Origin of the sequence: Rhizobium subbaraonis (assembly GCF_900220975.1) — a bacterium.
Classification (GTDB): domain Bacteria; phylum Pseudomonadota; class Alphaproteobacteria; order Rhizobiales; family Rhizobiaceae; genus Mycoplana; species Mycoplana subbaraonis.
The window spans coordinates 249,417-271,668 of record NZ_OBQD01000001.1 but is presented as its reverse complement, the minus strand read 5'-3'; the positions used below and the strand labels follow the sequence as shown (position 1 = coordinate 271,668).

Here is a 22,252-nt window from a genome sequence, read left to right as displayed (position 1 = left end):
CCCCGTCACCCCCGTGCCTTTGCCACCAGGCTGCGGACAAGTTCCAGCTTCTCGACCACCGCGGGCGACAGCACGAACGGATAGCTGTCCGGCTGCCCCATGGAACGCTGGATCTCGTTGATGGCGACGCTGAGCGGCACCCATGAGACGACCAGCCGCTCCGCACTTCGGACGCGGTAGGGATCGAAGGTCACGTCCGCTTCCAGTTCCTCGTGCCCCCCTGGATCGGTGTTGAGGCCGAAGGCACGTGCCGTCTCCAGCGTATCGACGATGTGGACGTAATGCGCCCAGCATTCGGCAAAATCCTCGGCCGGATGGGCGCTCGCATAGGGGCTGATAAAATTCTGCTCCCAATCGGCCGGGGGGCCTTCGCGATAATGCCGCTGAAGTGCTGCGCCGTAGTCCTCGCTCTCGTCGCCGAAGACGGCGCGGCAACGGGCGAGATCCTCCTCGTCCGCGACCAGCCGCCCCCAGTAGAAATGCCCCACCTCATGGCGGAGATGACCGAGAAGAGATCGATAACGCTCATCCATCGCGACACGGACGGCCTCGCGCACGTCGTCGTCCGCCTCCGCCGCCCGGAGGCTGATCTGGCCGTCCTTGTGGCCGGTCATCGCCGGAACGAGATTGCCGTTCGCGTCCAGTTCGTCGGCAAGGAAGTCGAAGACGAGACCTTTTTCCGGCTGCTCCTCCCGGGTCGGATGCGGCAGGTTCCAGCGAAGGATCGAATAGAAGAGATGCTGCTGCGCAGCCGCTATGCGCCGCCAGCGCTGCAGGCCCACCGGATCGGTGGTCGGCACGATGCGGTTGTGCATGCAGGCGAGGCAGAAGGACCGTTCGCTTCCCTCCGGCACCAGCCAGTTGCACACGTCAATCGCGGCGTTGTCGCACAGGCGCCTGCGCACGCCCGGTTTGCCCGCGACCTCGAAGCTGCCGTCCTCGACCGGGACAAGCGCGTGCAGAAGCATGTCCGACGTGTCGAAGCCGAGCCGCGCGCCGCAGCGAACGCACTGGCGGTTGCGGAAATGGAGGGTCTGACCGCATGTATCGCACTGAAAGAGCCGCATAGGGGTCTCCATCGGCAGGCCGGATGCCGCGCTGTGAGGATTGCTGCCTCTCAACGCGCCTGTCCGGCATCTGTTCCCGCACGATCTTCTATCCGCCCCATTCGACCTACCATCCCAGCGGCACCGCGTCCGAACGGTCTCGGCGAGAGGGCTCGCGACACATGTCGGCGGTGCATCTGATGCATGCGCGTGCACCGGGCGGGCGGCGGCCCACCCGCGTTCGGGCAACGGGTATCAGGCGTGGCCGGCTTCCATCGAGAGCATGGCGGGGGTGACCCCCATGGAGGCAAGGGCGCGGTCGTACTTCTCGCCGATCGGCGTATCGAAGATCAGCTCGTCGAAGGCCGGGCAGGTCAGCCAGCCGTTGGAGGCAATCTCGTTTTCCAGCTGTCCCGCACCCCAGCCGGCATAGCCAAGCATCAGCAGGCCGCGCCGCGGACCCTCGCCGCGCGAAATGGCGCGGACGATATCGAGGGTGGCCGTCAGGCTGATGTCGTCGCTGACGGGGATGCTGGATTCGGAACTATAGTCGTCGGAGTGCAGGACGAAACCGCGGCCGCTTTCGACCGGACCGCCGCAGCGGATCGGGAAGTCGATCGTGCGCGTCGGGAGGCGGATCAGTTCATCCTCTTCGACCAGTTGCAGATGCAGCAGCACGTCGGAAAAGCTCATCTGCTGGGGCCGGTTGATGATGAAGCCCATCGCTCCATCGTCGGAATGGGCGCAGATATAGACCACCGTACGTTCGAAATTCTTGTCGAGCATTCCCGGCATGGCGATCAGGAATTGACCGTCAAGGAAGCCCCGTTCACGTCTGTTCTTCAGGACCGACATCGCCATAATTCAAACAGCCTATCAATTCGCGGCGAAATGAAAAGCGACTTCTAGACGCCGCGACGCTTTTGTTCGATGCTCGGCGAGCACCCTTCTCCATGAACTGGGCCGGCGAATGCGACATTCAAGAGAATATGATCGGGAATTGCCGGAAATTGATGGAATCTCGCTCCGAGCGACGTTACATGCACATCTTATGAAACGCTTTCGTTTGCTCCTTTCCGGTCTCTGCGCCCTTGCCCTGTCGCCGGGGATCGCAGCGGCTGCGAGTTCGCCGTGGTTCGAAACGCAGGGCGGCGGCGTCCGGCTGGTGGTGCTGCCCGAGGAGCCAGACGGTGCGATCCCGGCCCTGCTCGACATCAAGCTCGAACCCGGTTGGAAAACCTACTGGCGCGATCCGGGGGAAAGCGGCATATCACCGTCGATCACGTTTTCGGAGGAGTCCGGGCTGACGCTGCAGTCGGTCGGCTTTCCGGTGCCCAAGCAGTTCGACGACGGTTTCACGCGCTACGCCGGTTACGATCGCTCTGTCGCCCTGCCGCTGACGCTGCGGCGCACCGGCGCGCCCGCCGACGGCGGCGACATTTCCGCCTCCATCTTTCTGGGCGTGTGCAAGAACATCTGCATTCCCGTCCAGGCCGACCTGTCGGTCGACGTCACGGCGGCGACGACGACCGACCCGGTCGAAAGGGCGATCGTCACCGCTGCGATCGCAGCGCTGCCGGCCGCTCCCTCCCCCGGCTTCACAGTCACCGATGCGCACTGGAACAAGGCGGGCGATGCGCTGATGGTGTCGTTTACCGCCCCCGAACCGACGACGGAGCGGCCGCTGCAGGTCTTCGTCTCCGGCCCGCCTGGCTTCCAGTTCGACACGTCTGCCACGCCGGTTAGGGCGGGCGATGCCTATCAGATCGAGGTGCCGCTGCGCTACCGGCCGAAATCGGCGAACCTCGCCGAAGCCGATTTCCTGTTCACCGCCGCGAGCGGCGGCAAGACGCTGGAAATGCAACTTGCCATCGATTGAGCGCGGCCTATATTCCGCGGCGACCGCCGTGCGCCCGCACGGACGTTTAAAGCCAAGGAGAACGATCGTGACGATTGCCGTAGGAGACAGACTGCCCGACCTGAAGCTCAAGGAACGCACCCCGGACGGCCCGGCGGACGTTTCCACCGGCGACCTGTTTAGCGGCAAGCGCGTCGTCCTCTTTGCCGTTCCCGGCGCGTTTACGCCGACCTGCTCGCTGAACCACCTGCCGGGATATCTCGAAAATCGTGACGCGATCCTCGCCAAGGGCGTGGACGACATCATCGTCGTCGCCGTCAACGACCATCACGTCATGGGCGCCTGGGCGAATTCCACGGGCGCAGCCGGCAAGCTGCGCTTCATCGCCGACTGGGACGCCGCCTTCACCAAGGCGCTCGGCCTCGACGCCGACCTCTCCGCAGGCGGCCTCGGCGTGCGCTCCAAGCGCTATTCGATGCTGGTCGAGGACGGCGTGGTCAAGACGCTCAACGTCGAGGAAAGCCCCGGCCAGGCGACCGTCTCGGCCGCCGCTGCAATGATCGGCCAGCTCTGAGGGCAAAGCCACATGGAAATGCCCGGCCGGCGGGCATTTCCAGCTTGACTGCGCAGGGAAAGCAAAGCCGTGGCAACTTTGGTTGAAATCGTCTCATATGACGCTTCTTGGCCACAGCACTTCCAGGAAATCGCGAACGAGCTTCGTCAAAGCCTCGGCGCCAATGTCATCGTGATCGACCATGTGGGCAGTACCGCAGTCCCGGGCTTGGCTGCAAAGCCCGTGATCGATATCGACGTGACCCTCCCAGACATGCGCGCAATTGATGCGGCGAGCGCCGCACTCGTTGGCCTGGGCTACGAAGCGCGCGGCAACCGCTATGACGACGATGTCTGGGCCTTCATGCGGCGATCCGGCACGCCACAGCAACGGATCTACCTGTGTCCACCGGGAAACCAGACACACGCGCGGCGTCTGGCATTTCGCAATCATTTGCGGCTGCATGCGGAAGCCGCGGCAGCCTATGCGAGATTGAAGCACGAACTGGCTGAGAAATTTCCTTACGACGGTGACGCCTACACCGCCGCGAAAACCGAGTTCATCGCGTGTCTCCTCGGCAAGGCTTACGCGGAAGGTTTTCCCCTCACCGCCTCTTGAACGGCTCCATCCCCATGCGCGCCAGCTCGTCGGCGCGCTCGTTTTCGGGATGGCCGGCGTGGCCCTTGACCCAGTGCAGCGTCACCTTGTGGCGGCGGCGGGCCTCGTCCAGGGCCTGCCAGAGCTCACCGTTCTTCACCGGCTTCCGGTCGGCGGTCTTCCAGCCGTTCTTCTTCCAGCCGTGGATCCACTTCTCGATGCCGTCCATGACGTATTTCGAGTCCGTGTAGAGGTCGACCTCGCAGGGCGCCTTCAACGCGTCCAGCGCCGAAATGGCCGCAAGCAGTTCCATGCGGTTGTTGGTCGTCTGCGGCTCGCCGCCGGAAAGTTCCTTCTCGACCTCGCCATAGCGCAGCACCGCGCCCCAGCCGCCGGGACCCGGATTGCCCGAGCAGGCGCCGTCGGTAAAAATGTCCACATGCTTCATCGATGCACCAGGCCGTATTCTTCCGCCGATTTCACCTGGCGATGGAAGCGCAGCTTCTTCAGGTATTCGAGCGGGTCCTTCTTGACGACCAGCGCGCCGGGCGGCGTCTCCAGCCAGTCGTAAAGCCGCGTCAGGAAGAAGCGCAGCGCCGAGCCGCGCGCCAGTAGCGGCAGCGACTTCAGTTCCGCCCCGTTCAGCGGGCGCACCTGCTCGTAGCCGTCCAGAAGCGCCATGCCCTTGGTCATGTTGAACGAGCCGTCCTTCTCGAAGCACCAGGCATTGATGCAGACGGAAACGTCGTAGGCATAGGTGTCGTTGCAGGCGAAATAGAAATCGATCAGGCCCGACAGCTGGTCGCCGATGAAGAAGACGTTGTCGGGGAAGAGGTCGGCATGGATGACGCCATGCGGCAGCGTCTTCGGCCAGTGGCTTTCGAGGTAGGCCAGTTCGTCGGCGATCTCTTCCTGCAGGCCGGCCTCGACCTCGTCGGCGCGGGCTGCAGACTTGTCCCACAGCGGTCGCCAGCCATCGACCGAAAGGGCGTTCTTGCGGGTGAGCTGGAAGCCCGCGCCTGCGACGTGCATCTCGGCCAGCGCACGGCCGACCTCGCGGCAGTGCTTCGCCGCCGGCTTGCGCAGCCACGTGCCTTCCAGAAAGGTGATCATGGCGGCCGGGCGGCCGGAAAGCTCGCCCAGCAGCTCCCCGTCCTTGCGCGACAGGGGCAGCGGGCAGTTCAGGCCGCGGTCGGCCAGATGATGCATCAGGCCCAGGAAGAACGGCAGGTCCTTCGGATCGACGCGCTTCTCATAGAGCGTCAGGATGAAGGCGCCCTTCGTTGTGTGCAGGAGGAAATTGGAATTCTCGACCCCCTCGGCAATGCCCTTGTAGGAAAGCAGCGTCCCGGCCTCGTAGTTGGTCAGGAAGCGGGCGAGGTCGTCTTCGGTGATATCGGTATAGACTGCCAAATCTCTAGCTCACGCTTGAAGGCCATGCACGGACGCGATCTTTCAGAATCGTTTCCCGCGCTTCGGATCTTGATACTACGCACATGCTTTCGCGCAAAATCGCAACGCACTTTTACGCGACGTGCGTGACGGCCAATTCTATTCCCCGTTGACGAAGGCCATGTCGGCCGGCGTCAGCTCGATGTTGCGCAGTTCGCGGTTCACAAGGAAGTTCTCCGTCTCCTCCACGGTGTCAGCCAGTTCAACCGTCGTGTCGTAGCGGGCGCGGAACGCCTCGATGATTTCGTCGACGATGACCTCCGGCGCCGAGGCGCCCGCCGACAGCCCGACGGTACGAATTTCGTCGAGTGCACTCCAGTCGATCTCGGCGGCGCGCTGCACGAGCAGCGACTTTTTCGCCCCTGCCCTGAGCGCCACCTCGACGAGCCGCTTGGAATTGGAGGAATTCGGCGCGCCGACGACGAGGAACAGGTCACAGCCGGGTGCCGCCTGCTTGACCGCTTCCTGGCGGTTGGTGGTGGCGTAGCAGATCGAATCGGCCGCCGGTGCGGTCAGGTTTGGGAACCGCTCCTTCAGGCGCGCGATGACGCCAGCGGTATCGTCCACCGAAAGCGTCGTCTGCGTCACGAAGCCGAGGTTGTCGGGATCGGCGGGAACATAGGCATCGGCATCCTCGATGGTCTCGACTAGCGAGACAGAGCCTTCCGGCAGTTGCCCCATGGTGCCGATCACCTCGGGATGGCCGGCATGGCCGATCAGAACGACGTGGCGACCGAGCCTCTGGTGGCGCATGGCCTGCTTGTGGACCTTGGAGACCAGCGGACATGTGGCATCGAGATAGAACAGGTTGCGGGCGACTGCGTCCTCCGGCACCGATTTCGGCACGCCGTGGGCGGAGAAGACGACCGGCTGGGCGCGATGCTCCTCGGGGATCTCGTCCAGTTCCTCAACGAAGATCGCCCCCTTGGCCTCGAGCCCTTCCACGACGTAGCGATTGTGCACGATCTCGTGGCGGACATAAACCGGCGCGCCATAGGCCTTCAGCGCCAGGACGACGATCTGGATCGCCCGGTCGACGCCTGCGCAGAAACCGCGCGGGCCGCAGAGGCGGATCGTCAGGGGAGAAAGGGCAGTGGAAGAAGCCATGTTCAGGATGTCACCGGTGTCCAGTTCATTTGGGCGCTTTTAGGCGTGCCCGCCAGTCGCCTGATCGCAATTTTGCGAAGTCACCGGCATTTATCACAAATCGGCGTCGATGAAAGCGCCAACCGGCGGCCGGGCAGGCTCAACGCCGCGAGCGCCAGATATACAGGCCGCTGACACCGACCAACGCCAGCGCCAGCCCGTACCACGTCATCGCATATTGCAGGTGGTTGTTCGGCAGGTCGAACTGGGTGACACCGCCGATCGGCAGGCCGCCGGGATTGGGGGCGGCGCCGGCATCGACGAAGAACGGCACCAGTGCTTCGGGCGCGATACCGTCGCTCGAGGCCATCGCCGAAAGATCCTTCCAGTAGAAGATGTTCTTGGCCAGATCATTGTCGGGGACGAGCGCGGACGGCTTGCCGGCAAGGCTGTCGCGCGCAAGGCCGCTGATCGCCTGAACGCCTTCGACCTCGCCTTCCCGTCGCGTCTGCGGCTCCTTCCTGTCGAAGGGCACGAAGCCGCGGTTGACGAAGACGAAGCGCCCGTCCGCCATCTGCAGCGGCGTATAGACGTGATAGCCGGACTGACCGTTGAAGGTTGCGAGGAAGTGCCGCTCGCGGCCGTGGTCAAAAACGCCCGTGACTGTGACGGGCCGGTACTCGATATCGCCCCCTTCCCGCTTCACCTGCTCGATCGCCTCGATCGCGACGGGTGTGGCATGGCGCCGCTCGGTCATGTCGGCGAGAAGTCTCTCCTTCCAGGCAAGCCGCTGCATCTGCCAGGTGCCGAGGGACAGAAGGACGGCAAGGCAGGCGACCAGCGCGCAGCCTGCGAGCACCGCCCTGCCGCGTCCACCCTTTATCGCCGCCCGTTCAGCCACGGTCGATTTCCCCGGGACGGGCATTGTTGCGGTATTGCAGCGCGACCAGCACGCCCTTGAGCATCCGCGTCAGTGCAAGGCCGAGCCCGATCGCAAGCGGGATCCACAGCAGGAAGTGCAGCCACATCGGCGGACTGAAGCTCACTTCCATCCAGAGAGCTGCACCGACGACAAGGAAGCCCACGATCAGAAGCACGAAGACGACCGGGCCGTCGCCGGCCTCGGCAAAGGCATAATCCAGCCCGCAGGCGGCACAGCGCGGCTTCAGCTTGAGGTAGCCGTCGAACAGCTTGCCCTGCCCGCAGCGGGGGCAATGGCCGCACAGGCCCGTCGAAAACGGATCAACCGGCGGGTACAGGGCCTTGTCTTCGCTCATCATCGCACTCCGTCCACGCGACCGGTCGCGCTAAAGCGCGTCGCGATCTTTCAGATTCGCTTGTGGCGCTTTAGGCCTTCGTCATTTCGCATGCCTTTGTCCCGATACCGGTTCCAACTTTCGGGAGACATGCTTTAGCCCAGCCTGACGCCATGCACGTTCAAAATGCAAGGGCACGGCGCGGTCTCTGCGTCCTGCGCAGAGGCTTTGCCTGTCCGATCGCACGGAGACCGGCAAAGCCATTCCCAAATGAAAACGGCCGCATCTCTGCGGCCGTCTTCGGTATTGCTTGCGGCAGATCACATATGGGCGACCGGCGCACCCCAGCCACCCCAGATGTAGATGGAGAAGAAGAGGAACAGCCAGACGACGTCGACGAAGTGCCAGTACCAGGCGGCAGCTTCCAGGCCGAAATGCTGCTGCGGCGTGAAGGCGCCGCGGGCGGCGCGGATCAGGCAGACCAGCAGGAAGATCGTGCCGACCAGAACGTGGAAGCCGTGGAAGCCAGTGGCCATGAAGAAGGTCGCGCCGTAGATGGAATCCTTGAACGCGAAGGGAGCGTGAGCGTACTCATAGGCCTGCACGAAGGAGAACAGGACGCCAAGCAGAACGGTCAGGGTCAGGCCATTGATGAGGCCCTTGCGGTCGTTGTGCAGGATGGCGTGGTGCGCCCAGGTGACGCAGGTGCCCGACAGAAGCAGGATGATGGTGTTGTAGAGCGGGAGGTGCCAGGGATCGAGAACCTCGATGCCCTTCGGCGGCCAGACGCCGCCGGTGTGTTCGACACGGGTTGCCTGGATCGCCTCGCCCGGGAAAAGGCTGGCGTCGAAGAAAGCCCAGAACCAGGCGACGAAGAACATCACCTCGGAGGCGATGAACATGATCATGCCGTAGCGCAGGTGCAGCGAAACCACGCGGGTGTGGTGACCCTCGTCGCCTTCCTTGATCGTATCCGCCCACCAGCCGTACATCGCATAAAGCGTGATCACGAGGCCGATGAGGAGGATCCAGGGATTTGCCATCTCGATGCCGAACAGCTTCAACGAGCTGCCGGCGTGATAGCGCATGTAGACGATGCCGCCGATGGCGAGCACGAATGCACCGACCGAGGACAAGAGTGGCCAGGGGCTCGGATCGATGATGTGGTAGTCGTGATTCTTCTGGTGCGCTTGCGCCATGTCAGTGATCCCCGAATGTCTCCCGTTGACGTCCTCCGGCAGGCCGAAAAACGCGTGTCTCCTAAAGTTTTTTCGAAGCCTCGCCCCCTGCATCGGATGCCGAAGCCACCGGCTTCGTCTTCTCGTGCGGGAAGAAGGTGTAGGAAAGCGTGATCGTATGAACGTTCTTCGTCTCGACCGCATCGACGATCGCCGGATCGATGAAGAACAGGACCGGCATCTCCATTTCCTCGCCCGGCTGCAGCGTCGTCTCGGTAAAGCAGAAGCACTGGACCTTGTTGAAATAGGCACCGGTCGCCGCCGGGGTGACGTTGAACGTCGCCTGGCCGGTGGTCTCGAAGCTGGCGTCGTTGCGCGCCCTGTAGTTCACCAGCACCGTCTCGCCGATCCTGAGCTCGATCTCGCGCTGGACGGGCTGGAAGCTCCAGGGCAGGCCCGGCGCCGTGTTGGCATCGAAGCGGACCTTGATCTTCTTGTCGAGGATGACCGAGGAGGCCTGTTCGACGCGCTGCGTGGTGCCGCCGTAGCCGGTGACCTTGCAGAACATCTCGTAGAGCGGAACGGCCGCATAGGCCATGCCGAGCATGGCGATGACGAAGGTGAGGCACACGGTCACGATCGTGCCGTTGCCGAGCTTTCCTTCGTTTCCGGCTCCACTCGTGCTCATCGTCAGCCTGCAATCCCGCCGGCGATCTTCACCAGCGTGATGATGTAGAACATGACGACCAGCACCGCGAGCACAACGGCCAGTGCGACGTTGCGCCCACGCCGGGACTTCTTCTGCTTTTCGCTGAGGCTGACCGTTTCCATTACAGGCTCCATCCTGCCGCCATCACGGCATGGTCGATCATCAGGCCGGAGAAGATGGCGAAGAGGTAGAATATCGAATAGGCGAAGAGCTTCTTGGCCGGCACCATGACGCGGTCGCTTTCCGGCATGCGCAGCACGCCGACGGAATAGGCGACGAAGACGAGACCCATCACGGCCGCGAAGATGCCGTAGGCGATACTGGCAAAGCCAAGACAGCTCGGCACCACGGAAATGACCGCCGTCAGAACGGCGTAGATCAGGATCTGCTGCTTGGTCGTCTTCTCACCCGCCACGTTCGGCAGCATGGGCACGCCGACGTCGGCGTAGTCCTTCATCTTGAAGAGCGCCAGCGCCCAGAAGTGAGCCGGCGTCCAGAGGAAGGTGATCAGGAACAGCACGATGCTTTCGATCGAGACGCCGCCGGTCACGCAGGCCCAGCCGATCATCGGCGGGAACGCGCCGGCAGCACCGCCGATGACGATGTTTTGCGGCGTCGAGCGCTTCAGCCACATCGTGTAGATGACGGCGTAAAAGAAGATCGTGAAGGCCAGAAGCCCGGCCGAGAGCCAGTTGACCGCAAGCCCCAGGATCGCAACCGAGAAGGCCGACAGCGTCAGCCCGAAGGCCAGCGCCTCGCGCGGCTTGACGCGGCCGGAAGGAATGGGACGCTTTGCGGTGCGCGACATGACGGCGTCGATGTCGGCGTCGTACCACATGTTCAGCGCGCCGGACGCACCTGCGCCGACGGCGATGCAGAGGATGGCGATGGCCCCGATGATCGGGTTGATGTGGCCGGGCGCCAGCACCAGCCCGGCAAAGGCGGTAAAGACGACCAGCGACATGACGCGCGGCTTGAGAAGCTCGAAGTAATCGCGCGCAGTCGCCTCGGAGAGGAGCGTATCCCCGCCGTCCGCAGCCGCTTCGTGATGATCGATGATTGCCATATCGTCTGTCGCTCGCTTGGCCGGCTCATCCGGCCCTTGATATGAGAGGCCGCCAGACCGGCGGCCTCCATGTTCGAATGGATCTTACTTGATCCTCGGCAGCTGTTCCCACTGGTGGAACGGCGGCGGCGAAGAGAGCTGCCATTCCAGCGTGTTCGCACCTTCCCCCCAGGGGTTGTCGCCGGCGACGCGCTTCCTTGCGAAGGCCTCGAAGACGCCGAAGAGGAAGATCAGCACGGCGACGCCCGAGATATAGGAGCCGTAGGAGGATACAGCATTCCAGCCTGCGAATGCATCCGGATAGTCAATGTAGCGGCGCGGCATGCCGGCCAGACCCAGGAAGTGCTGCGGGAAGAATACGAGGTTCACGCCTATGAACATGACCCAGAAGTGCAGCTTGCCGAGGAACTCGGAATACATGTAGCCGCTCATCTTCGGGAACCAGTAGTACCAGGCAGCGAAGATCGCGAAGACGGCGCCGAGCGACAGCACGTAGTGGAAGTGGGCAACCACATAGTAGGTGTCGTGCAGCGCGCGGTCGAGGCCGGCGTTGGCAAGCTGGACGCCCGTGACGCCGCCGACGGTGAACAGGAAGATGAAACCGATCGCCCAGACCATCGGCGTCGTGAAGCGGATCGAACCGCCCCACATCGTCGCGATCCAGGAGAAGATCTTGATCCCCGTCGGAATCGCGATGACCATCGTGGCGAAGACGAAGTAGCGCTGCGTGTCGAGCGACAGGCCGACCGTGTACATGTGGTGCGCCCACACGATGAAGCCGACGGCGCCGATCGCGACCATGGCGTAAGCCATGCCGAGGTAACCGAAGATCGGCTTCTTCGAGAAGGTCGAGACGATGTGGCTGATAATGCCGAAGCCCGGCAGGATCAGAATGTATACTTCGGGGTGACCGAAGAACCAGAACAGGTGCTGGAACAGGATCGGGTCGCCGCCGCCGTCGGGCGCGAAGAAGGTCGTGCCGAAGTTGCGGTCGGTCAGGAGCATGGTGATCGCACCTGCGAGAACAGGCAGCGAAAGCAGCAGCAGGAACGCGGTGATCAGCACCGACCAAGCAAACAGCGGCATCTTGTGCAGGGTCATGCCTGGCGCGCGCATGTTCAGGATCGTGGTGATGAAGTTGATCGCGCCAAGGATCGACGAGGCGCCGGCGATGTGCAGGCCGAGGATGGCGAAATCCATCGCCGGGCCGGGCTGGCCGGAAGTCGACAGCGGCGGGTAGATCGTCCAGCCGCCGCCCGAACCGTAGGCGCCCGCCGGACCTTCGACGAACATCGACAGGAACACGAGGAGGAAGGCCGGAATGATCAGCCAGAACGAGATGTTGTTCATCCGCGGGAAGGCCATGTCCGGCGCGCCGATCATGATCGGCACCATCCAGTTGGCAAAGCCGCCGATCAGCGCCGGCATGACCATGAAGAAGATCATGATGAGGGCATGCGCCGTGGTGAACACATTGAACATGTGCTTGCCGCCGTCGATGGCTGCATCGCCCTCAAAGCCGTAGACCATGGCGGCCAGGCCGTGGAAGATCTGGATGCCGGGCTCCTGCAGCTCGGCACGCATGGCGACCGAGAGCGCACCGCCGACGATGCCGGCGAAGATCGCGAAGATCAGGTAGAGCGTTCCGATGTCCTTGTGGTTCGTCGAGAGGAACCAGCGGACGAAGAACGAGGGCTTGTGGTCGTGATGACCGTGGTGGTCATCGTGGGCAGCTGTTGTTCCGGCCATTGAGGCTCTCCCTTGGAATTACTGCGCGGCGTTCTGGGCGACGTCGACGGATTTCCGTTCGCCGTCGATGGACGCTACCAGAGCCTTGTTGGCCTCACCGATATTGGTCGCAGCTGCGGCAAGCCAGGTGTCGAACTTGTCCTGCGAGACGACGCGAACAGCGATCGGCATATAGGCATGGTCCTTGCCGCACAGCTCGGAACACTGGCCGTAGAAGAGGCCTTCACGCTCGGCTTTGAACCAGGTCTCGTTCATGCGACCCGGCACGGCGTCGATCTTCACGCCGAAGGAGGGCATCGCAAAGGCGTGGATCACGTCTGCGCCGGTGACGAGGAGACGGACATGCTTGCCGACGGGAACGACGACTTCGTTGTCGACGGCGAGCAGGCGCGGATAGACGGCCTTGTCTTCCTTGCCGAGAGAAGCGCGGTCGGCATCGTGCAGCATCAGGCTGTCGAAGGAAAGCGGGTTTTCGCCGACCTGGTACTCATAGCCCCAGTACCACTGAAAGCCGGTTGCCTTGATCGTCAGTTCGGGCTCCTCGGTGGGAGCAAGCTGCTTCGTCAGGAGCTGGAAGGAGGGAACTGCAAGGAGGAGCAGGATCACTACCGGACCGATCGTCCAGATGACTTCGATGGCCGTGTTGTGGCTCATCCTTGAAGGAACCGGATTCGCTCCCTCGCGGAACTTCACGACGACGATGATCAGGAGGAGAAGAACAAACAGCGTGATCGGAACGATGAACCACAGGGTGTACTGTTCGAACCAGCGGATCTCTTCCATGATCGAGGTTGCCGCGGGCTGCAATCCCTTCTGCCAATCGACCGGCTGGTCTGCGAAGGCGCCCGAAGCAAACAGCAGACAGCATACCGCCGTCAGCGCTGCAAAAGCCTTGTTAATCACAACATATCTCCCCAAAGCGTTTGATAGGGATCAAACGATTGCCGCAGAATCCCTGCTATGCTGACTGCTTAAAATCACAGTTTCCGGTTTGCCGCAACAGCCACGAACCGTTGCTCATGCGGCATTTTTGCGCAAAGACAAGTCTCGGCGGGACATAGCCAAACTTTCGTCCAACTCTTTGTAAACGCGAACGCGCGAACGCCGGCCGGCAATCTCGGAGCAATGCTGCGGCGGGCGCGGTCAGAATATTCGGCCACTGAACCACGCGATCGCGACGTTTCGTCCCGGCGGTCCAATTTCCGCCGTATAAACTGGAAAAGACGGCGAAGGGCTTTTCATTTCAACGTTCGCTATTCAAGAATGGCGCGTGTGATTCGAGATTTCGAGGTTTTCATGAGTTCCCGCTCTCCTTCGCGCCTGGCCAGGATGATCCGCGCGCTGGCGGCGCTCGCCATCGCAGCGACCAGCACCCCTGCCCTGTCGCAGTCCCAGCAGCAGCCGGGCACCGTGAAGGCGAACCACGGCGCCTGGTCGATTGTCTGCGACCAGCCTGCAGGCGCTTCGAGCGAACAGTGCGCGCTGATGCAGAATGTGATCGCCGAGGACCGCCCGGAAGTCGGGCTGTCGGTGGTGATCCTCAAGACCGCCGACCGCAAGGCAAAGATCCTGCGCGTGCTTGCCCCGCTCGGCGTCCTGTTGCCCAACGGGCTTGGACTGAATGTCGACGGCAAGGATATCGGCCGCGCCTACTTCGTGCGCTGCTTCTCCGACGGCTGCTACGCCGAGGTGGTGCTTGAGGACGAACTGCTCAAGACCTTCCGCTCCGGCGCCACCGCCACCTTCATCGTCTTCCAGACCCCGGAAGAAGGCATCGGCATCCCGGTCGACCTCAAGGGCTTCGGCGAAGGCTACGACGCGCTGCCGTAAGCGGCTGGGAACAGCCGTCCCCACCGAAAGCCGGCTTCCTGTGCACAAGCTTTCGGCAAGACGTCGATATGACGCCCCCCCAACTCCCCGTCATCCCGGACCTGATCCGGGATCCAGCGGCGGCGCATCTGCGGAGCGGGAAATGCTATATCGCGCAAGGACTTGCGCGACTGGATGCCGGCTCGGGGCCGGCATGACGGAGAGGCAGCAGGGGGCGACGGCGGTGCCCGCAAGGCGAGATGAGGTTGCGAGCGCAATGGACGTGCTGCCGGCAATGCGAGCCGCAGAGGCAACAGCCCGGCCTTTGCCACACCTCATCCCTCACCCCTAACCCCTCGCCCCTCACAACACCTTACTTCACCGAACGGGCGTCGCCGGCCAGTCGATCAGCTCCGGCCTGGAGCCGGCAAGCACGCCGCTTGACTTGGAGACGACATCGAAGGGGAAGCCGAGAACGATGTCGCTTGCGGCATCCAGCCTGCCGATCTGCTCCTCAGTCAGGCGCACATCGAGTGCCGCCAGGTTGTCCGCCAGTTGTTCGGGGGTGCGCGGACCGATGATCGGCAGCGTCGCCCCCTTGGCGAGCACCCAGGCGATCGCCACCTGTCCGGCGGGCAGGCCCGTCTCCGCGGCAATGGCCAGAACCGCATCGACCGTGGCGGTCTTGCGTTCATCGCTCTCGGCATGGATGACGGCGCCCAGCCCCTGTGCCCTGCCCTGCTCGCCCTTGCGGTACTTGCCTGTCAAAAGCCCGCCGCCGAGCGGCGACCAGCTGACCGTGCCGAGCCCGAAGGCGGCGGCCATCGGCAGAAGTTCGCGTTCGACGGAACGCTCGACCAGGCTGTATTCCACCTGCAGCGCCGAAACGGGCGCCCAGCCGCGCAACTCGGCAAGCGTTGCTGCCGTAGCAACCCGCCAGGCGGGGAAATCAGAAAAGCCGGAATAGAGAATCTTGCCGGAACGGACGAGATCATCCAGCCCGCGCACGATCTCGTCGATCGGGGTGACGTCGTCGGGCATATGCACCCAGAGAAGATCGATGCGATCGGTGTTCAACCGCTTGAGGCTGGCCTCGACGGACTGCACCATCGCCTTGCGGCTGTTGCCGGTGCGCTGAAGACCGGCGCCGTAGCTGTCGCCGAGCGAAAACTTGCTGGCAAGCACGACGTCGTCGCGGTCGGCGGCGACGAATTCCCCCGTCAGCGTTTCGGACTGGCCGAACTGGTACTGGTCGGCGGTATCGATGAAATTGCCGCCGGCCGCGCGGTAGCCGTCGTAGATGGCTCTGGCCGTCTCCCGGTCGGCGCCGTAGCCCCAGCCGGTGCCGAAATTGCCGGTGCCCAGCGCCAGCTGCGAAACGCGAAGGCCGGTGCGGCCGAAGATCCGATAGCGCATGCTCATATCCGAATTTCCTTCTGGTCGGTGAACTGACGATCGATTTTTAAATGACGACCGTCATGTGTTGAATATAAATGACGACCGTCATATAATCTGTCAAGCACAATCTCGGAGGAAGACGAAATGCGGCCGACCAAGGAGCAGGCGAAGGAAAACCGGAAGCGCATTCTCGATGCGGCCGCACGGCTGTTTCGCGAGAACGGAATCCATGCCGTCGGCGTCGACGCGGTGATGAGCGGCGCAGGACTGACGCATGGCGGCTTCTACGGCCACTTCAAGTCGAAGGGCGACCTGGCCGAGCAGGCCCTGTCCGATGCTATGCGGAAGAGCCTCGATGCCGAGCCCGAGACGCTGACGCTCTCGCAGTTCGCCGGGACCTATCTGTCCGCTGAGCATCGCGAGCATGCCGGCGCGGGCTGCGCGATCGCCGCGCTTGGGCCGGAAATGGCGCGGTTGCCGGAGAAGGAGCGGCAGGCCGCAACCGACTATGTCCGCACCCGGATCACCCGGCTGCAGGAACTGCAAGAGAGGCAGGGGAATGCGCCGGACCGCCGGAAGGCGATAACCGACCTCTCCAGCCTGATCGGCGCCCTGGTCATGGCCCGCCTCGTCAACGATCCCGCATTGTCGGACGAAATCATGGAAAGCGTGCGAAGCGAGGTGGCGGGCAGCCTATAAGCCCGGCGAAGCCCCGTCGCTTGCCCCGGCCGGGGGGAGCCTCTACATAAGCTGGCAACCCGCTTCAGCGCGCCGGCACCGCATTCATGCGAACCGCGCGGCGCGACGCTTGATATCTGTACACCAGGAGCCGCCCATGAACACCGACCTGACCTCACTGTTCGATGCCGACGAGGCAACGGTTCGCGCGGTGCTGGCGGAAACGCTGAAGAACGCCGACGACGGCGAGCTCTATCTGGAGCATGCGCAGGCGGAATCGCTGACCTTCGACAACGGGCGCCTGAAGGGCGGCAGCTTCAACACGGACCAGGGCTTCGGACTGCGCGCCGTCGCCGGCGAGGCGGTGGGCTATGCCCATTCCGGCGAGATGTCGCTTGCCGCGCTGAAGCGGGCGGCGGATGCTGCAGGCGCCGTTGCGCGCGGATATGCCGGCACCTATTCCGCAGCACCCCAGGGAACCAACCGCCGGCTCTACGGCCCGGAAAATCCGATCGGCAGCCCCGGCTTCGAAGAGAAGGTGACGCTGCTGCAGGAGATCGACGCCTACCTGCGCGGCAAGGACGCGAAGGTGCGGCAGGTCTCCGCCTCGATCGCCGCAAGCTGGCAGGTGGTCAACATCCTGCGCGCCGACGGCCACAGGGTCACCGACATCCGTCCCATGACCCGCCTGAACATTTCCGTCGTCGTCGGCGAAGGCGACCGGCAGGAAACGGGGTCGTTCGGCATGGGAGGCCGGCGCGGCTTCGGCGAATTCCTCACCACCGAAAGCTGGAAGAAGGGCGCCGACGAGGCATTGCGCCAGGCACTCGTGAACCTCAGCGCGATCGAGGCACCGGCCGGCACGATGGACGTGGTGCTCTCTTCCGGCTGGCCGGGCGTGATGCTGCACGAGGCGGTCGGCCATGGACTGGAGGGAGACTTCAACCGCAAGAAGACCTCGGCGTTTTCGGGCCTGCTCGGCGAGCAGGTGGCGGCCAAGGGCGTCACCGTGGTCGACGACGGCACGATCGAAAGCCGCCGCGGCTCGCTTACGGTGGACGACGAAGGCACGCCCTCGGGCTACAACGTCCTGATCGAGGACGGAAAGCTCGTCGGCTACATGCAGGACCGGCAGAACGCGCGCCTGATGGGCATGCAGGCGACCGGCAACGGCCGCCGCCAGTCCTACGCGCATGTGCCGATGCCACGTATGACCAACACCTACATGCTGTCCGGTGACAAGACGCCCGACGAAATCATCGCTTCGGTGAAGAACGGCATCTACGCCGTCTCCTTCGGCGGCGGCCAGGTGGACATCACCTCCGGCAAGTTCGTCTTCGGCTGCACCGAGGCCTATCTGATCGAGGACGGCAAGATCGGAGCCCCGGTCAAGGGCGCGATGATCATCGGCAACGGGCCCGACGCGATGCGGCGCGTGACCATGGTCGGCAACGATTCGAAACTCGACACGGGGATCGGCATGTGCGGCAAGGCCGGCCAGAGCGTTCCCGTCGGCGTCGGCCAGCCGCATCTGCGCATGGACCAGATCACCGTCGGCGGCACCAAGGCCTGATCGCTGCGCGCGGGTGCGACATGCCGCAGAGGTTCGTTAACCGCACGGATACCATGACGCGCCCATAAAGGCGGCAGGAAGAACCGCCAACCGGAGCGCAAATGCCGACATTGAAAAATGTTATGCGCCGCAGCCTGAAGCATGCGGCCATCACCGGCGGACTGGAACTGTCCAATCTCGCCGGGCGTGCCGGCCTGATGACATCCGCGCGCGGGCGCGGCGCCATATTCACCCTGCACCACGTGCGGCCGAAGACGGTCCACGATTTCGACCCCAATGCTCATCTGGAGATCACGCCGGAATTCCTCGACGAGACGATCCGGCTGCTTGAAAGCGAGGGCTACCAGTTCGTGGCCCTGCACCACATGGCCGCCCGCATGGCGATCGCACGGCCCGAGGAACGCTTCGCCGCCTTCACGCTCGACGACGGCTACCGCAACAATGCGGTGCATGCGCAGCCGATCTTCACCGAGCATCGCGTGCCCTTCACCGTCTTCGTCACCGGCGGCTTTGCCTGCCGGACGCACAGCATCTGGTGGGAGACGCTGACGGAACTGCTGCGCGCGCTGCCACATGTCGAATTCGACTTCGGCTCCGGCCTCGTCACGCTGCCGCTTGCCACGACCTGGCAGAAGGACGCCGCCTTTACGCGCTTTGCCGCCTTCATCCAGACGGCCGACGAGATGACCGCCGTCGCCGCCCTCGACAAGCTGGCAAAACAGCACGGGATCGATCCGCTCCTGATAACCGAACGGCTGATCATGCGCGAACCGGAACTGAAGAGCCTGGCTCTTAACCCGCTCGCCACGCTCGGCGCCCACACGATCAGCCACCGCGCGCTGGCGCGGCTGGAAGAGAACGAGGCACGCGAGGAAATGCAGGCGTCGGCCGAGCGGATCCAGTGCCTGACCGGCGTGCGCCCCGTCGCCTTCGCCTATCCGTACGGCTTCAGCCCCACCGTCACCGCACGCGAACACCGCCTCGCCGTGGAAGCCGGCTTCGACCTCGCGGTGACGACTGTGCCCGGCACGCTTGACGCGCGCAGCTTCGACCAGCCGATGGCGTTGCCGCGCATCTCCGTGAACGGCCTCTACCAGAAGCGCAAGTATGTGTCCGCGCTGGCATCTGGCATCCCGTTCCGGCTGATGCGCCGATAGGACAGCTCCGGCGAAGGACGCCACAGTACGCGACAATTGTACATTTTCCCCTCACCCCGGCCCTCTCCCCGCAAGCGGTGAGAGGGAGATGGAATGCGTTTTCCGCTTGTCACCTTCTCCCCGCCTGCGGGGAGAAGGTGCCCGGCAGGGCGGATGAGGGGGAGAGCGAAAGCGGTCGCGTAACATGGAAGGGTACAGAAGCACGCTTCCAAACCGCGTGCAGAACGCATCCGTTCCCCTTCTGCCGAACCGGTCGCCCCGCGAGACCGGACAGCCCTCAGGCGACCTTCAGCGCGCTGGAGATTTCCGCCACGGTCGCCTTCTCCGCATCACTCACCGAGGTGCCGCCAAAGCCGAGGAAGCCCCCTTCCTTGGCCGCCTCGGCAACGCTCTGGCTGATTTGCAGCAGCCAGCCCTTGAAGGCGGCCGCATCCGACGGCGCCTTGGCCTCGACAATCTCGGCGGCCTCGCGCACCGTATCGATGCAACGCGCCTTTATCTCCTCGGGCTTGGCGCCCTTCAACCGCGCCTCCAGCCCCTCGCGCGCGACTTTCCGCCCCTCGGAGCTCTCGAAACCCTCGACGATCGCCGTCGTCAGCGATGTCGTATCCGTGCCTCCCTTGCCCTGCAGCAGCGTCCGGCTGCTGGCCATGCCCTCCTTGAGCATTCCCCAGAGGCCGCTCGGTTCGGCAGCCGTCACCGCGATGCCCGCGGCCATGACGCCCTGCAGCAGGACACTCCATTCCTCGGGCGTGAATGTCGATTTGTCAGCCATGCTGAAATCTCCCGGTCTGGTTGGTTTTCGCTTTTTTGTTCGCGGCGTTTGCGCGGCCGCGGCGGCGCGGCGCGCGACGGGACCGTCTGCCTATGAGAGTACGGCGTGGTGCGGGCGGCGCATCTCACCTATCGGTGATTGCGCCGCCCGAATGCGAGCCCCGCTCGGACGCTCTCATGCGCGGCTCAGGTCACGAGTGCCGCCAGTTTGGGGCGCAGGGCGTCGATCGCCGGCTTGAGTATGTCGGAGACACCGGGGATCGCCAGGACCTTGTCAAAAAGCCCATTGAGCGTGTCGATCGACGGCTTGGCGAGCGCGGCAAGGGACGCCTTCTGCTCGGCGGAGAGCTGTCCGAGCATGCCGCTGACCTTGTCGATCGCATCGGTGGCGGTCTGGACCTGGGGCAATGCGCTCTGGGCCGTTGCCGCATCCGTCACGCCGCCAAGCGCCGTCTGCAGGCTGGCAAGCGTATCGGTGACCTGCTTGCCGACATCGACCCCGCCGACGACGAGGCCACCGGCCGGCGCCGGTGTGGCGGCGGGCGTTTCGGCCTGTGTCTGCGGTTGCGGCTCGGCAGGCGCCGGCTGGGTTTCGGTCTGCGCCGGTGCTGTCGGTTCGGGGGCGGTTTCGGCCGTCTGCTGTGCCGGCCGGCCGAACAGATAGTAGAGGATGGCAAGCAGAGCCAGAGCCCCGATCAGCCAGTAGAGCCAGTTGCTGCCGCGGTTGGCGGTGGCGGCGGCGGCGGACGACGTCTGCCGAGCGGCCGACGTGGCGGACGCTGCGGCACGCGCGGCAGCATCGCTGCCGGCACTTGCCGCAGAGCGCGCCGTTCCACCGAGCGAGCCGAGAAGCCCCGAGCTTGCCAGCATGTCCTTGAGCCCTGGCGGCAGGGCGGCAGCGATGTTGTCCTTCTCGCTCGCCAACAGACCGGCAATGCCGCTGGCGCTGGTATCGGAGCCCATCTTTTTGGCGATGCCGCCAAGAACCAGCGGCGCCAGCATGCCGAGCAGCGAACTCCCGCCATTTGCGCCGAGGCCGGAATAGTTTCCGACCGCATTGGCAAGCACGTTGCTGTTGCCGCCGAAGATCGACGAGAGCAGCTGCGTCCCGGTCTGGGCCAGCGAACCGGGATTGCCGCCCGAAAGCAGGCCACCGAGATTGTCGAGCACGCCGCTCTGTTGGCGGGCGGCATCGGCGATCTTCTCGGCGCCGCCCGGCTGGGTGGCGGTGCCCGCGAGCCCGGCGAGAACGGCCGGAACCGCCGCCGCAACGCCGCGCTGGACCTTGTCGACATCGAGCCCGAGCGCCGCCGCAAGTCGCGCGATCGTGTCGGGCGTCAGAAACTGCATGAGATAGGAAACAAGATTGCTGGCCATAGAACTCTCCTCCGCGTCAATGCCTTGGATTCAGTCTCGCCCGTATGCGTTGCACGACTTTGCGTGAACGAAACCCGCACACTCGGCCCCGTGTAGGACCGTGGGTCGTAATCGCCTGCCTGCTTGTCCGGAAATATATCACACCAATTGGAGTTGTATACTGCGCGCGCTTTTCGCGGGCGGTACTCGGAGGCGGTTTCTGCCGGCGCCGCGATCGTTTGAGGGCCGAAGAACAGCAAGATGGCGGCCAAGGCGGCCGCCATATCGTATCAGGGGTACATACGGACCTTTTCCCAGCCCCCCTCGCCCTCCGGTCCGGCCGGACGGCGGAACTCCATGCGGTCATGCAGCCGGAAGGCGCGATCGTGCCAGAATTCGATCGACACCGGCTTGATGCGGAAGCCGGACCAGTATGACGGGCGCGGAATTTCGCCGATCGCATAACGGGCAGTGTACTCGGCCACAGCCTTCTCGAGCGCAAAACGGCCTTCCAGGGGCCTTGACTGTTTGGATGCCCAGGCGCCGATGCGGCTGCCGCGCGGACGGGAGGCATAATAGATGTCCGCCTCCTCGTCCGAGACGACTTCGACGGGACCGCGCACGCGGACCTGCCGACGGAGCGATTTCCAGTGGAAACACATTGCCGCCTTGCCCGCGCTCAGGATCTCCTGGCCTTTCTGACTTTCGAAATTGGTGTAGAAGACGAATCCGCGTTCATCGAATCCCTTCAAGAGCACCATGCGCACATTCGGCAATCCAGAGGCGTCCACCGTGGCCAGCGCCACCGCGTTGGGATCGTTCGGCTCGCTCTTGCCGGCATCTTCCAGCCACTTTCCGAAAAGCGAAAAGGGCTCGCTTTCCTCGGTGAAGTCACCGGTTGTTAACTCAATCTCGCTCATATTTGAATCCAATGCCGATCTTCGTCCCGTTGGGGCG

The 22,252-nt window shown here is 63.9% G+C and carries 24 protein-coding genes; 7 read left to right on the top strand and 17 right to left on the bottom strand.

Translation table 11 applies throughout. From position 1 onward, the window contains the following. Positions 1-5: 5 nt before the first annotated feature. Positions 6-1,067: a zinc-binding metallopeptidase family protein gene (locus CRO48_RS01210; RefSeq protein ID WP_097135637.1), complete on the bottom strand. Its 1,062-nt coding sequence runs from the start codon at positions 1,065-1,067 to the stop codon at positions 6-8. Between the two features lie 234 nt (positions 1,068-1,301). After that, on the bottom strand, positions 1,302-1,907 hold the full coding sequence (locus CRO48_RS01205; protein WP_097135635.1) for a YqgE/AlgH family protein: 606 nt from the start codon (positions 1,905-1,907) through the stop codon (positions 1,302-1,304). A 190-nt stretch (positions 1,908-2,097) separates the two neighbouring features. Between CRO48_RS01205 and CRO48_RS01200 the strand changes: the two genes are divergently transcribed. The 3 genes from CRO48_RS01200 (at position 2,098) to CRO48_RS01190 (ending at position 4,075) form a co-directional block, all read left to right on the top strand. Further along, positions 2,098-2,925: a protein-disulfide reductase DsbD domain-containing protein gene (locus tag CRO48_RS01200; RefSeq protein WP_176526614.1), complete on the top strand. Its 828-nt coding sequence runs from the start codon at positions 2,098-2,100 to the stop codon at positions 2,923-2,925. 67 nt (positions 2,926-2,992) lie between these two features. After that, positions 2,993-3,478: a peroxiredoxin gene (locus CRO48_RS01195; RefSeq protein WP_097135630.1), complete on the top strand. Its 486-nt coding sequence runs from the start codon at positions 2,993-2,995 to the stop codon at positions 3,476-3,478. Between the two features lie 69 nt (positions 3,479-3,547). Then, positions 3,548-4,075 (top strand): GrpB family protein, encoded by a 528-nt coding sequence (locus tag CRO48_RS01190; RefSeq protein WP_097135628.1) that lies wholly within the window; start codon positions 3,548-3,550, stop codon positions 4,073-4,075. On the opposite strand, the gene rnhA is transcribed toward CRO48_RS01190, so the two are convergent. From rnhA to coxB, 11 genes are all read right to left on the bottom strand, one after another. Then, positions 4,062-4,502, bottom strand: a complete 441-nt coding sequence (gene rnhA / locus CRO48_RS01185) for a ribonuclease HI (RefSeq protein ID WP_097135626.1) — start codon at positions 4,500-4,502, stop codon at positions 4,062-4,064. The genes CRO48_RS01190 and rnhA overlap by 14 nt on opposite strands. After that, positions 4,499-5,467, bottom strand: coding sequence for a homoserine kinase (locus CRO48_RS01180; protein ID WP_097135624.1), 969 nt, complete (start codon positions 5,465-5,467; stop codon positions 4,499-4,501). Before CRO48_RS01180 ends, rnhA begins: the two co-directional genes overlap by 4 nt. A gap of 138 nt (positions 5,468-5,605) precedes the next feature. Then, a complete protein-coding gene (gene ispH, locus CRO48_RS01175; protein WP_097135622.1) occupies positions 5,606-6,613 on the bottom strand; it encodes a 4-hydroxy-3-methylbut-2-enyl diphosphate reductase in 1,008 nt (335 codons plus the stop codon). A gap of 139 nt (positions 6,614-6,752) precedes the next feature. After that, positions 6,753-7,517 carry an SURF1 family protein gene (locus CRO48_RS01170; protein WP_097135620.1) on the bottom strand — a complete coding sequence of 255 codons (765 nt, stop codon included), beginning with the start codon at positions 7,515-7,517 and terminating at the stop codon, positions 6,753-6,755. Next, positions 7,486-7,869, bottom strand: coding sequence for a DUF983 domain-containing protein (locus tag CRO48_RS01165; RefSeq protein ID WP_097136056.1), 384 nt, complete (start codon positions 7,867-7,869; stop codon positions 7,486-7,488). Before CRO48_RS01165 ends, CRO48_RS01170 begins: the two co-directional genes overlap by 32 nt. Positions 7,870-8,168: 299 nt before the next feature. Continuing rightward, positions 8,169-9,047, bottom strand: coding sequence for a cytochrome c oxidase subunit 3 (locus CRO48_RS01160; RefSeq protein WP_097135618.1), 879 nt, complete (start codon positions 9,045-9,047; stop codon positions 8,169-8,171). Between the two features lie 61 nt (positions 9,048-9,108). Then, positions 9,109-9,714, bottom strand: coding sequence for a cytochrome c oxidase assembly protein (locus CRO48_RS01155; RefSeq protein ID WP_097135616.1), 606 nt, complete (start codon positions 9,712-9,714; stop codon positions 9,109-9,111). Between the two features lie 2 nt (positions 9,715-9,716). Beyond that, the gene (locus CRO48_RS32015) at positions 9,717-9,857 is read right to left on the bottom strand and encodes a hypothetical protein (protein WP_097135614.1); all 141 of its coding nucleotides are present in this window, start codon (positions 9,855-9,857) and stop codon (positions 9,717-9,719) included. Next, positions 9,857-10,801, bottom strand: a complete 945-nt coding sequence (locus CRO48_RS01145; protein ID WP_097135613.1) for a heme o synthase — start codon at positions 10,799-10,801, stop codon at positions 9,857-9,859. Before CRO48_RS01145 ends, CRO48_RS32015 begins: the two co-directional genes overlap by 1 nt. Before the next feature lie 84 nt (positions 10,802-10,885). Beyond that, the gene (gene ctaD, locus CRO48_RS01140; RefSeq protein WP_097135610.1) at positions 10,886-12,550 is read right to left on the bottom strand and encodes a cytochrome c oxidase subunit I; all 1,665 of its coding nucleotides are present in this window, start codon (positions 12,548-12,550) and stop codon (positions 10,886-10,888) included. Positions 12,551-12,568: 18 nt separating this feature from the next. Then, a complete protein-coding gene (gene coxB, locus CRO48_RS01135) occupies positions 12,569-13,453 on the bottom strand; it encodes a cytochrome c oxidase subunit II (protein ID WP_097135608.1) in 885 nt (294 codons plus the stop codon). A gap of 393 nt (positions 13,454-13,846) precedes the next feature. Here coxB and CRO48_RS01130 point away from each other — a divergent pair, with 393 nt between their 5' ends. Beyond that, entirely contained in the window at positions 13,847-14,380 is a 534-nt protein-coding gene (locus tag CRO48_RS01130; RefSeq protein WP_176526613.1) for an invasion associated locus B family protein, read from the top strand. A 357-nt stretch (positions 14,381-14,737) separates the two neighbouring features. On the opposite strand, the gene CRO48_RS01125 is transcribed toward CRO48_RS01130, so the two are convergent. Then, complete coding sequence (locus tag CRO48_RS01125) at positions 14,738-15,775, bottom strand: aldo/keto reductase (RefSeq protein WP_097136053.1); 1,038 nt, start codon at positions 15,773-15,775, stop codon at positions 14,738-14,740. 126 nt (positions 15,776-15,901) lie between these two features. On the opposite strand from CRO48_RS01125, the gene CRO48_RS01120 reads away from it, so the two are divergent. From CRO48_RS01120 to CRO48_RS01110, 3 genes are all read left to right on the top strand, one after another. After that, a complete protein-coding gene (locus tag CRO48_RS01120; protein WP_097135606.1) occupies positions 15,902-16,456 on the top strand; it encodes a TetR/AcrR family transcriptional regulator in 555 nt (184 codons plus the stop codon). A 136-nt stretch (positions 16,457-16,592) separates the two neighbouring features. Next, entirely contained in the window at positions 16,593-18,008 is a 1,416-nt protein-coding gene (gene tldD, locus CRO48_RS01115) for a metalloprotease TldD (protein ID WP_097135604.1), read from the top strand. A 101-nt stretch (positions 18,009-18,109) separates the two neighbouring features. After that, on the top strand, positions 18,110-19,165 hold the full coding sequence (locus tag CRO48_RS01110) for a polysaccharide deacetylase family protein (protein WP_097135602.1): 1,056 nt from the start codon (positions 18,110-18,112) through the stop codon (positions 19,163-19,165). A gap of 277 nt (positions 19,166-19,442) precedes the next feature. Here the strand turns inward: CRO48_RS01110 and CRO48_RS01105 are convergent, their stop codons facing one another. From CRO48_RS01105 to pdxH, 3 genes are all read right to left on the bottom strand, one after another. Next, complete coding sequence (locus CRO48_RS01105) at positions 19,443-19,940, bottom strand: hypothetical protein (RefSeq protein ID WP_097135600.1); 498 nt, start codon at positions 19,938-19,940, stop codon at positions 19,443-19,445. Positions 19,941-20,125: 185 nt separating this feature from the next. Continuing rightward, positions 20,126-21,316: a DUF937 domain-containing protein gene (locus CRO48_RS01100; RefSeq protein ID WP_097135598.1), complete on the bottom strand. Its 1,191-nt coding sequence runs from the start codon at positions 21,314-21,316 to the stop codon at positions 20,126-20,128. A 269-nt stretch (positions 21,317-21,585) separates the two neighbouring features. Beyond that, positions 21,586-22,215 carry a pyridoxamine 5'-phosphate oxidase gene (pdxH, locus tag CRO48_RS01095; protein ID WP_097135596.1) on the bottom strand — a complete coding sequence of 210 codons (630 nt, stop codon included), beginning with the start codon at positions 22,213-22,215 and terminating at the stop codon, positions 21,586-21,588. Positions 22,216-22,252: the final 37 nt, after the last annotated feature.